This window comes from Streptomyces sp. NPDC002490 (assembly GCF_040296045.1).
Taxonomy (GTDB): domain Bacteria; phylum Actinomycetota; class Actinomycetes; order Streptomycetales; family Streptomycetaceae; genus Streptomyces.
Window position 1 is genome coordinate 1 of the sequence record NZ_JBEOWM010000096.1, and the last position, 9,618, is coordinate 9,618.

Consider the following 9,618-nt stretch of genomic DNA (forward strand, 5'->3'; position numbering starts at 1 on the left):
GTCCCCCCCCCCGTCCCCCCGAGGGGCGCCCCCGTCCCCCCGCCCCGCGCGGCGATCTCGGGCCCCCGGTCGACGCTACGGCGACGGCCCGGGCGGATCACTTCCGCCCGGGCCGTCGCCGTACCGTCGTCGTCCGGTCGGGTCAGAAGGTGCCCAGCTTGATGATCGACAGCAGGGCGACCAGCTGGATCGCCGAGGCGCCCAGGGCCTTCGGCCAGGGCAGGTCGTGCGACTTGCTCACCATCAGCGTGAACAGCGCGCCGGCCGCGATCCAGGTCGCCCAGCCGACGATCTGCACGAAGGGCGCGTCGCCGCCCAGGAACATGGCGAACAGCAGGCGCGGGGTGTCGGTGATGGCCATGATCAGCATGGAGAGGCCGACCGTGGGCTGCCAGGCGCCGTCGCCGCCGAGCTGCCGGGCCAGGGTGTGGGTGACCGCGCCGAGCACGAAGGAGCCGATCACCATGACGACCCCGGTGATCAGGACGTACGGCACCGCCGAGGACAGCGTCGAGTCGAGCACGTCGGTGCGGGCCTCGTCGAAGCCGAAGACCGCGAGCATGCCGTAGAGGAAGGCGACGACCAGGGCCGGGCCCCACACCGCGTAGTCCCGCATCCGCAGGAAGGTCGCGGAGGGGCGGGTGACGATGCCCGTCAACAGTTCCTTCCAGGGCAGCGGGGGGCCGGCCGGGGGCGCCGCGGCCTGTCCGGCGCGGTAGGTCCCGCCCTGCTGGTAGGGGTCCTCGCCGACGGCGAACGCCTGGGTGTGGCCGGGGTTGTTGGCGGCGTACGGGTCGGGTCCGCCGTGCTGTTGCTGTTGCTGGTGGTGGCCGTCGCCGAAGTACTCGGGTTCGCCGTGGCCGCCCGGGCCGTGGCCCTGGGGCTGGGGCCAGCCCCCGCCGGGCCCGGCGGGCCGCCCGTGGTCCTGGTACGGGGGTTGGCCCCCGTACTGCTGGGGCTGCCCGTACGGTGCCTGACCGTGGGGGCCGCCGCCCGGGCCGGGCGCGGGCGGGCCGCCGTACGGGGGCCGGGGGGCCTGCTGTCCGTACGGCTGCTGCTGCGGGGGCTGCTGCCCCCGCCCCTGGGGTGCGCGGTTGTTGTCCCGGCCGCGTCCGATCCTGAATCCAGCCACGTCCTCGAACGTACCCGGTCCGGCGTGGCGGCGTGCCGGAGCGGGGCCCCGGCAGGGGGGTTTGCGGCCGAGCTGTGACATCCCCTAAGGGGGCCGGGAACGGGGCTCGTTCGGGCGGGTGAAGGGGGCGCGGGCGCTCCTTCGGGGGGCGTAGTACCCGAGGGGGACGCCCCCGGGTACTCGGTGCGCCGGCTTACTCGTCGATGACGGCGCCGAAGCGGCCGGCGTCGGAGGCGGGGCGGCCCGCGCCGAAGGCGGTGGCGCCCTCGGCGGTGACGCCGCCGAGGGCCGCGGGCAGCAGCCACACCCGCCCGGCGTCCCGGTCCTCGCCGGGCGCGGCGACCAGCAGGGCGTACTGTCCGCGCCGGTCGGGGCCGGTGAAGCGGAGCTGCTCGCCCCAGGCGTCGCCGCGCTCGGCCCGGCCGGGCAGGTGCCGGGAGTCCTGGGTCCAGTGGGAGCTGCCGAGGCCGGTGAGTCCGGTGGCGGAGCCGCGCAGTACCCACACCGCGCCCGCGTCGGCGGTGGCGCCCACGTCCTCGCCGGCCGCGCCGACCGCGACGTCGGCGTAGCCGTCGCCGTCCGCGTCGGCCACGGACACGTCGCTGCCGAAGCCGTCGCCGGCCTCGTCGACGCCGGCGACGCCGGGGGAGTCCTGGGTCCACCACTGGGGGCGGGCGGAGGGGCCGTCCGGTCCGCCGTAGCGGACGGTGATGCCGCCGCCGTGCCGCAGCGGGCCGCCCGTGTGGGCGGGGTGTCCGGAGACCAGGTCGTCGTAGCCGTCGCCGTCGATGTCGCCGGAGGCGGCGAGCTGACCGCCGGTCAGCTCGCGGGCGAACACGGGGCCCCGGGCGCCGCCGGTGTAGTAGGCGGAGCGCGGGTGGGCGGGCGAGCCGTCGCCGCGCACCCCGGTGACGACGAGGTCGGCGAGGTCGTCGCGGTTGTAGTCGCCGGTGGTGAGGGCGCGCGGGAGGAGGGCCCGGCCGCCGGCGAGCGGGGCGCGTTCGATCGGCTTCGCGCCGGCGCGCACGGCGGCGTGAGTGCCGGCGGTGCCCATCGGGGCGATGCCGCCCGGGGTGTCGCCGCCGGGCGGGCCGCCGTCGACGGGCGGGGGCACCGGGGCCCAGGTGAGGCGTTCCAGGCCGCCGGTCCCGGAGCCCACGACCAGCAGGTCACCGGGGTGGGCGGCGCTGAAGCGGGCGGCGGCGAGGGCGGTGCCGAACCGGGCGCCGGGGCGCAGTTCGCGGGCCCGGACCCAGGTGGCGGAGCCGGTGAGTCCCTCCGGGCCGCCCCACAGCACGGTGACGCCGCCCGCGTCCCGGCGGCCGCTCAGGTCCTCGCCGGGGGCGGCGACGACCAGTTCGTCGTGGAGGTCGCCGTTGAGGTCGCCGGTGGCGAGGGCGGCGCCGAAGCGGTCGCCGCGCTCGGGTTCGCCCGGTATGCCGGGGGTGGCCTGGCTGATCCGGACGGAGCGGGCGGCGGCCGGGCCGCGCTCGGAGCCGTAGCGGACGGTGACGTGGCCGGCGCTGCGGGCCCCGTGGACGGTGGCTTCGGGTGCGGCGATCACGGTGTCCTCGTGGCCGTCGCCGTCGAAGTCGCTGTTGCGGTCGTGGGCGTACGTCCCGCCGGGGGTCCCCGCGTGGGCCGGGGTCGCCACGGTGAGGCCCGCCCCGGCCGCGAGGAGGAACGAGGCCGCGGCGAGAGCGGTGGCCGATCGTTTGTTGCGCACGTACAGCTCCTGTGGAGGATGGGTGTCCGGGCGGGCGGGGGTGGTGGCGGGGCCCGGTCCCGTCCGGCCTCTGTTCGACTGGGGGCCCGCCGGAAGGGTTGCACGACACCCCGGTGCGCGTACGGCGTTGGCGGTACCGGTCGTACGTCAGGGGGCGGGACGGGGGAGGCGCGGGGAGTCGCCCGGCGTACGCCCGATACGTCCGGCCGCGGGTTTCCGGGGCGGGGCGGCGGGGAAAACGCGGGGCCCGGTCCACCGCGCCGGGTGGACCGGGCCCGGAGGGCGTGCGCAGCGGTACGGGTCAGGCCGCGGGCTCCGGTTCGGGGGCGCCGGCCTCGGCGGGGCCGCCGGCCGGCGGCTCGTCGGCGGGCGTCCGCACCGATTCCAGCAGGAGTTGGGCGACGTCCACCACCTGGAGCGACTCCTTGGCCCGGCCGTCGTTCTTCTTGCCGTTGACCGAGTCGGTGAGCATCACCAGGCAGAACGGGCAGGCGGTGGAGACGATGTCCGGGTTCAGGGAGAGCGCCTCGTCGACCCGTTCGTCGTTGATGCGCTTGCCGATCCGCTCCTCCATCCACATCCGGGCGCCGCCGGCGCCGCAGCAGAAGCCGCGTTCCTTGTGGCGGTGCATCTCCTGCTGCCGCAGGCCCGGGACCTTGTCCATGATCTCGCGCGGAGGCGTGTAGACCTTGTTGTGCCGGCCGAGGTAGCAGGGGTCGTGGTAGGTGATCAGGCCCTCGACGGGGGTGACCGGGACCAGCCGTCCCTCGTCGATGAGGTGTTGCAGCAGCTGGGTGTGGTGGATGACCTCGTAGTCGCCGCCGAGTTGCGGGTACTCGTTGGCGATGGTGTTGAAGCAGTGCGGGCAGGTGGAGACGATCCGCTTGGCGGAGGCGGGCTTGCGGGTGCTCTCGTCCTCGTCGTCCTCGCCGAAGGCCATGTTCAGCATGGCCACGTTCTCCTGGCCGAGTTGCTGGAACAGCGGCTCGTTGCCGAGGCGCCGGGCGGAGTCGCCGGTGCACTTCTCCTCGCCGCCCATGATGGCGAACGAGACCCCGGCCATGTGGAGCAGCTCGGCGAACGCCTTGGTGGTCTTCTTCGCCCGGTCCTCCAGTGCGCCGGCGCACCCCACCCAGTACAGGTAGTCGACCTCGCTCAGGTCCTCCAGGTCCTCGCCGACGACCGGGACCTCGAAGTCGACCTCCTTGACCCACTCCAGGCGCTGCTTCTTCGCCAGGCCCCAGGGGTTGCCCTTCTTCTCCAGGTTCTTGAGCATCGTGCCGGCCTCGGAGGGGAAGGCGCTCTCGATCATCACCTGGTAGCGGCGCATGTCGACGATGTGGTCGATGTGCTCGATGTCGACGGGGCACTGCTCGACGCAGGCGCCGCAGGTGGTGCAGGACCAGAGCACGTCCGGGTCGATGACGCCCTGCTCCTCGGCGGTGCCGATCAGGGGCCGTCCGGCCTCCGCGAGTGCGGCGGCCGGCACGTTTGCCAGGGCCTCGGCGCTCGCCTTCTCCTCGCCCTCCGTCGTCGTGCCGCCGCCGGCCAGCAGATAGGGCGCCTTGGCGTGCCCGTGGTCGCGCAGCGCCATCACCAGCAGCTTGGGAGAGAGCGGCTTGCCGGTGTTCCAGGCGGGGCACTGCGACTGGCAGCGTCCGCACTCGGTGCAGGTGGAGAAGTCGAGCAGGCCCTTCCAGGAGAAGTGCTCGACCTGGCTGACGCCGTAGACGTCGTCCTCGCCCGGGTCCTCGAAGTCGATCGGCACGCCGCCGGAGGTCATCGGCAACAGTTCGCCGAGCGCGGTGCCGCCCTCGGCGCGGCGCTTGAACCAGATGTTGGGGAAGGCGAGGAAGCGGTGCCAGGCCACGCCCATGTCGGTGCGGAGCGCGACCGTGATCATCCAGATGAACGAGGTGGAGATCTTGATCGTCGCGAACAGGTAGACGAGGTTCTGCTGGGTGGTGACGTCCAGTCCGCGGAAGGCGGCGACCAGCGGGTACGACACCAGGAACGCGGCGGTGTACCCGTCCACGTGGTGCAGGGCGCCCTCCAGTCCGCGCAGCACCAGGATGGCGAGGCCGATGATCAGGATGACGTACTCGACGAAGTACGCCTGGCCCATGTTGGAGCCCGCGAAGCGGGACTTGCGGCCGGCCCGGCCCGGCAGCGAGAGCTGACGGATCGCCATCAGCACGAGGATGCCGAGGACGGTGAGGGCGCCGATCAGTTCGGTGAAGACCTCGTAGGGCGCCCAGGTCCCGATGAGCGGCAGGGTCCAGTCCGCCCGGAACAGCTGCCCGAAGGCGTGCACCAGGGTGAGGACGAGGGTGAAGAAGCCGATCGAGACGAACCAGTGGGCCACGCCGACGACGCCCCACCGGTTCATCCGGGTGTGCCCGAGGAACTCCCGGGCCACCGTCAACGTCCGCTGCTTCGGATCGTTCGTCCGGGTGCCGGCGGGGACGTCCTGGCCCAGGCGCACATAACGGTAGATCTGGCCGACGGCCCGGGCGAACAGGGCGACGCCGACGGTGGCGAGCACCAACGACACGATGATCGCGGCGAGTTGCATGGCGGCTCCTCGGGCCTGCGAATACAGATTACTAAGCGGTAACTTATGGGGTCTGTCTGAGGGTACCCAGTTATCGCCCCGGGCTGTAGCCAGCCCGCCGGTGATCTCCGTCGCTGGGGTCCCCCGGTCACCTCCCGCGACTCCTACCCCCGCTGTGGCGCGGATCACGACCCGCCCGCGAACCGGCCGGCCCGCCCGGAACGACGAGGGGGCGTGAGGGACGAACCGGAGGACGCACGCACCGACGCCGAACTGCTGGCCGCAGTGGCCGAAGGGGACCGGCGCGCGTTCGAGGAACTCTTCCGCGCCCCCGCCCCCTGGCTGAGGACCCGACTGCGCCGGCGCTGCGCCGACCCCGTCCTGGTGGACGAGGTCGTCCAGGACGTCTTCGTCGAGGTCTGGCGCCGGCGCGAACGGCGCACCGGCGGCCCGCCCGTTCGACGACGTGAGCGGCTGGCTGTGGCGGGTGGGACAGCGGCGACTGGTCGACGCGCTACGGGCCCGGGAACGCCGGGGGCGCCTCCTCGGCCGACTGCGGGGACTCCCGCGCCGCCCCGCCGACTCGGCGGAGGACGAACTCCTGGCCGAACTGGGCGGCGGCGCCCTGGCGGCGGTCGCCCGCCTCCCCGCCGAACTGCGGTCCGTCGTCCGGGCCACCGCACTCGAAGGACTCACGGTCCGGGAGACCGCCGACCGACTGGGCATCCCGCCCGGCACCGTCAAGTCCCGGGCCCACCGCGCCCGCACCCTGCTCCGACGCCACCTGTCCCCCTGAACCGAACGCCGACGACGTCCACGGGGGGCGCCGTCGACCTCGGCACCCGCCCCGAAGAGAGGCAGCGACCCGTGAACGGGCCACCACCCCACCCCTGCGACCTGTCCGAGCTGTGGCAACGGATCGACCGCGCCACCGACGAGCCCACCCGCAGCCCGCTGGAGCGGTGCGCCCTGCGCCTCGGCGTCCCGGAGCACCTCACCCGCCTCTGCGCGGCGATGCCCGCCCTGCGCCGGTCCTGGTGGGGCGGGGCCGCCCTGCTGGTCCTGCTGACCGTGGCCCTCGCCCGCTGGAGCAGCTCCCCCTCGGCGCCGCTGCCGTTCCTCGCCCTGGTGCCCGCCCTGTCGGCCCTCGCGGTCGCCGCCGTCGCCGGCCCGCGCTTCGACCCGGCGTACGTGTGGCTGGCCGTGTCCCCCCGGGGCGGCTTCCGCACCGTCCTGCTGCGCGCCGCGGCGGTCCAGGCACTGGGCCTGCCGCTGGGCGCGGTGGCCGCCGCGGGGCTCCCGCTGCCGTTCCCGCACCTGTTCGGCTGGCTCGTGCCGTCCCTGATGCTGACCGCCGTCTGCCTGGCGCTGTCGAGCCGGATGGACGTCGCCCGCGCCGTCGCCCTGACCCTCACCGCCTGGGCCGGCTGGCTCGTGGTCGGCCACCAACCCGAGCTCCCCGCGGGCACCCGAGTGCTGCTGCCCGCCGCCCAACTGGCCATGGCGGCCGTCACCCTGCTGGCCGTCGGCGCGCTGATCGCCCTGCGCGACGGCTTCGACGGCCTCGACCGACCCCGCCGCACGGCCACCGGGAGGACCGCGTGAACCCGCCCGCCACCCCCCGGGTCACCCTGGACGGGGTCGGCGTCCGCTACGGGCGCCGGACCGCACTGCACGAGGTGTCCCTCACCCTGGGACCGGGCGTGACGGGGCTGCTCGGACCCAACGGCGCCGGCAAGAGCACCCTGCTGCGGGTGCTCGCCACGGCGAGCGCCCCGGACACCGGCACCCTGTCGGTGCTGGGCCTCGACCCGCTCACCGACCCCGGCCGGCAGGCCCTGCGCCGCCGCCTCGGCTACCTCCCGCAGAACCCGGGACTGCCCGGCCACTTCACCGCCTTCGACTTCGTCGACTACGTGGCGATCCTCAAGGAGCTCGGCGACCGGGAGGCCCGGCGCACGGAGGCCCGCCGGGTCCTGGAGGAGGTCGGCCTGACCCAGGACCGCAGCCGACGGATCCGGAGGCTCTCGGGCGGCATGCGCCAGCGCGTCGCCCTCGCCGCCGCCGTCGTCGGCCACCCGGACCTGCTCGTCCTGGACGAACCCACCGTGGGCCTCGACCCCGAACAACGGCTGCGGCTGCGCGAACTGGTCGCCCGACTCGGCGAGGACCGCACCGTCCTGCTCTCCACCCACCAGACCGAGGACGTGGCCGCCCTGTGCCACGCCGTGGTCGTCCTCGACCACGGCCGGGTGACCTTCCACGGCAGCCCCGCCGACCTCACCCGGCTCGCCCGCGGGCACGTCTGGAGCAGCGCGGAGCGCGCCCCCGGCGCACTCGCCGCCTGGCGCACCGGCGCCGGAACCTTCCGTAACGTCGGCGACCCGCCGCCCGGCGCGCCCCCGGTCGACCCCACCGTCGAGGACGGCTACCTGCTGCTGCGCCACCGCACCTCCCGGAACAGCGCATGAGCGCCGAACGGGCCCCGCGCGCCCAGTGGGCCCTGGCCCGCGTCGAGGCCGCCCGCACCCTGCGCCACCCGGCCCTCCTGACCGCCCTCCTCCTGTACACCGCCCTGTGGGCGTGGCAGGAGGGGAACGGCGGACCGCACGGCCCCTACCCGGTGCTCCAGGACGAGGACCGCCACACCCAGGTCCCGCTGCTCCTGCTGGCCGCGGGCGCCCTGGTCGGCACCCACCTGGCGGCCACCCGGATGCACCGGCACGGGGCCGGGCCGCTCTGCGGGGTGCTCGCCCTCCACCCGTGGCGACGGACCGCTGCCCACCTCCTCGCCGCGCTCCCGCCGGCCGCGCTCGCCGCCGTGCTGGCCGCCGCCCGCACCGCCCGGTACGCCGCCTCCCCCGACGCGGTCGGCAGCCCCTCACCGGCCGAACTGGCCACCGGCCCGGTCGTGGTGCTCCTCGCCGGCTGCGCGGGCGTGGCCCTCGCCCACCTCACCCGGTCGGCCGCCGCCGGCCCCCTCGCCGTCCTGCTCCTCGCCGCCCTGGTGCTCTGCGGCGCGCTGGGGGTGCCCGGCACCCGGTGGTGGGCGCCGGTCGGCGTGGCGGACGAGTGGACGGACCCGCTGCCCAGCGCGCTGATGCACCGGCCCGCCGGCACGCACCTCGGCTACCTGGCCGCCGTGACCGGCGCCCTGGTGCTGTTCGCCCTGGTCCGCGCCGGCGCCCGCGCCCGCGCACTGCGGCCGGCGCTGGCGCTGCTGGCCGTCACCGCCGTGGCCGTCGGCGCCGCCCAGTTCCGGCCCCTGCCCGACGACGCGGCGGCCCACCGGCTGGACGTCGAACGCCGGCCGGGGGACCACCAGCGCTGCCGGACCGTCGACCGGGTCACCTTCTGCGCGTTCCCCGAGTTCCTGCCCCGCACCGCACGGTGGCGGGGGATCACCGACGGCGTCCTCGCCCGGGTGCCGACCGTCGAACGGACCGGCCGCTACGCGGTCCGCCAACGGATCTTCCTCGACGGTCACGGCGAGGGCTTCGCCCGCCCGGCGCCGCTCGCGGCCTGGGCACGGGACGACGCCCGGCACGGCACGCCCGGCGCGGTCACCGTCGGCACCCGGTGGGACACCGACGCCATGGGCGAGGACGCAGTGCTCTCCTTCGCGGTGCGCTTCGCCGACCGGGTGGTCGGCGGCCCCCGCCGCCCCGATGCACCGCCCCGGTCGGGCCGGCTGTGCGGCGCCCGCGCCGTGACCACCCTGTGGCTCGCCGCACAGGCCACCGGGCAGACCGCCAACGCCCTGCGTTCCCTGCACCGGCGCAGCTTCGGCGGCGGCATCGGCCTCACCACCCTGGGCTCGGCCGAATTCCTCTCCGTCGACGCCCCCGCCGTACGGGTCGTCCTGGACCTGCTGGACCGGCCCGCCGACGAGGTCGGCGCCCGGCTGCGGGCGTCCTGGCCCGCACTCGTCGACGAACGCACCAGCACCGCACGGGCGGCCCGACTGCTGGGCGCGCCGGTGCCCGCGCCCGCGGACACGGCGCGGGGAGAGGAGGGCACCCGGTGCGCGGAACTCTGACCCTGTGCGCGGCCCTGGTGCCGCACCTGCTGCGCGACGCCCCCCGCACCCCGCTGGCGTGCGCGGCCGTGCTGACCCTCGCCACCGGCGCGCTGCCGCTCCTCCTCGGGGCCCGGCCCGGGCCCCCGGGGGGGCGGCCCCGCCCCCGGGGGGGGGGGGGGGCCCGC

General features: G+C 75.7%; 7 protein-coding genes and 1 pseudogene. 5 read left to right on the top strand and 3 right to left on the bottom strand.

Translation table 11 applies throughout. The annotated features are described in order from the left end of the window. Nucleotides 1-142: 142 nt before the first annotated feature. The 3 genes from ABT092_RS30330 to ABT092_RS30340 all read right to left on the bottom strand — a co-directional run bounded on the left by ABT092_RS30330 (nucleotide 143) and on the right by ABT092_RS30340 (nucleotide 5,433). Nucleotides 143-1,213, bottom strand: a complete 1,071-nt coding sequence (locus ABT092_RS30330) for a Yip1 family protein (RefSeq protein WP_351249624.1) — start codon at nucleotides 1,211-1,213, stop codon at nucleotides 143-145. A gap of 112 nt (nucleotides 1,214-1,325) precedes the next feature. Continuing rightward, nucleotides 1,326-2,858 carry an FG-GAP repeat protein gene (locus tag ABT092_RS30335; RefSeq protein ID WP_351249626.1) on the bottom strand — a complete coding sequence of 511 codons (1,533 nt, stop codon included), beginning with the start codon at nucleotides 2,856-2,858 and terminating at the stop codon, nucleotides 1,326-1,328. Nucleotides 2,859-3,159: 301 nt separating this feature from the next. Continuing rightward, nucleotides 3,160-5,433 (bottom strand): (Fe-S)-binding protein, encoded by a 2,274-nt coding sequence (locus tag ABT092_RS30340; protein WP_351249628.1) that lies wholly within the window; start codon nucleotides 5,431-5,433, stop codon nucleotides 3,160-3,162. A 213-nt stretch (nucleotides 5,434-5,646) separates the two neighbouring features. On the opposite strand from ABT092_RS30340, the pseudogene ABT092_RS30345 reads away from it, so the two are divergent. The 5 genes and pseudogenes from ABT092_RS30345 to ABT092_RS30365 all read left to right on the top strand — a co-directional run. Continuing rightward, a pseudogene (locus ABT092_RS30345) lies at nucleotides 5,647-6,208 on the top strand (RNA polymerase sigma factor). Between the two features lie 71 nt (nucleotides 6,209-6,279). After that, on the top strand, nucleotides 6,280-7,017 hold the full coding sequence (locus tag ABT092_RS30350; protein ID WP_351249630.1) for a zf-HC2 domain-containing protein: 738 nt from the start codon (nucleotides 6,280-6,282) through the stop codon (nucleotides 7,015-7,017). Then, a complete protein-coding gene (locus tag ABT092_RS30355) occupies nucleotides 7,014-7,883 on the top strand; it encodes an ATP-binding cassette domain-containing protein (protein ID WP_351249632.1) in 870 nt (289 codons plus the stop codon). Before ABT092_RS30350 ends, ABT092_RS30355 begins: the two co-directional genes overlap by 4 nt. Then, nucleotides 7,880-9,451: an ABC transporter permease gene (locus ABT092_RS30360; protein WP_351249634.1), complete on the top strand. Its 1,572-nt coding sequence runs from the start codon at nucleotides 7,880-7,882 to the stop codon at nucleotides 9,449-9,451. The genes ABT092_RS30355 and ABT092_RS30360 overlap by 4 nt, the downstream gene beginning before the upstream one ends. Continuing rightward, nucleotides 9,436-9,618: hypothetical protein (locus ABT092_RS30365; RefSeq protein WP_351249636.1), on the top strand; the 183-nt coding region annotated here is incomplete at its 3' end. The genes ABT092_RS30360 and ABT092_RS30365, both read left to right, overlap by 16 nt.

Excerpts from the sequence above, each read along its gene's own strand:
- ABT092_RS30330 (WP_351249624.1), bottom strand. The coding sequence starts at position 1,213 with ATGTCACAGCTCGGCCGCAAACCCCCCTGCCGGGGCCCCGCTCCGGCA.
- ABT092_RS30340 (WP_351249628.1), bottom strand. The coding sequence starts at position 5,433 with ATGCAACTCGCCGCGATCATCGTGTCGTTGGTGCTCGCCACCGTCGGC.
- ABT092_RS30360 (WP_351249634.1), top strand. The coding sequence starts at position 7,880 with ATGAGCGCCGAACGGGCCCCGCGCGCCCAGTGGGCCCTGGCCCGCGTC.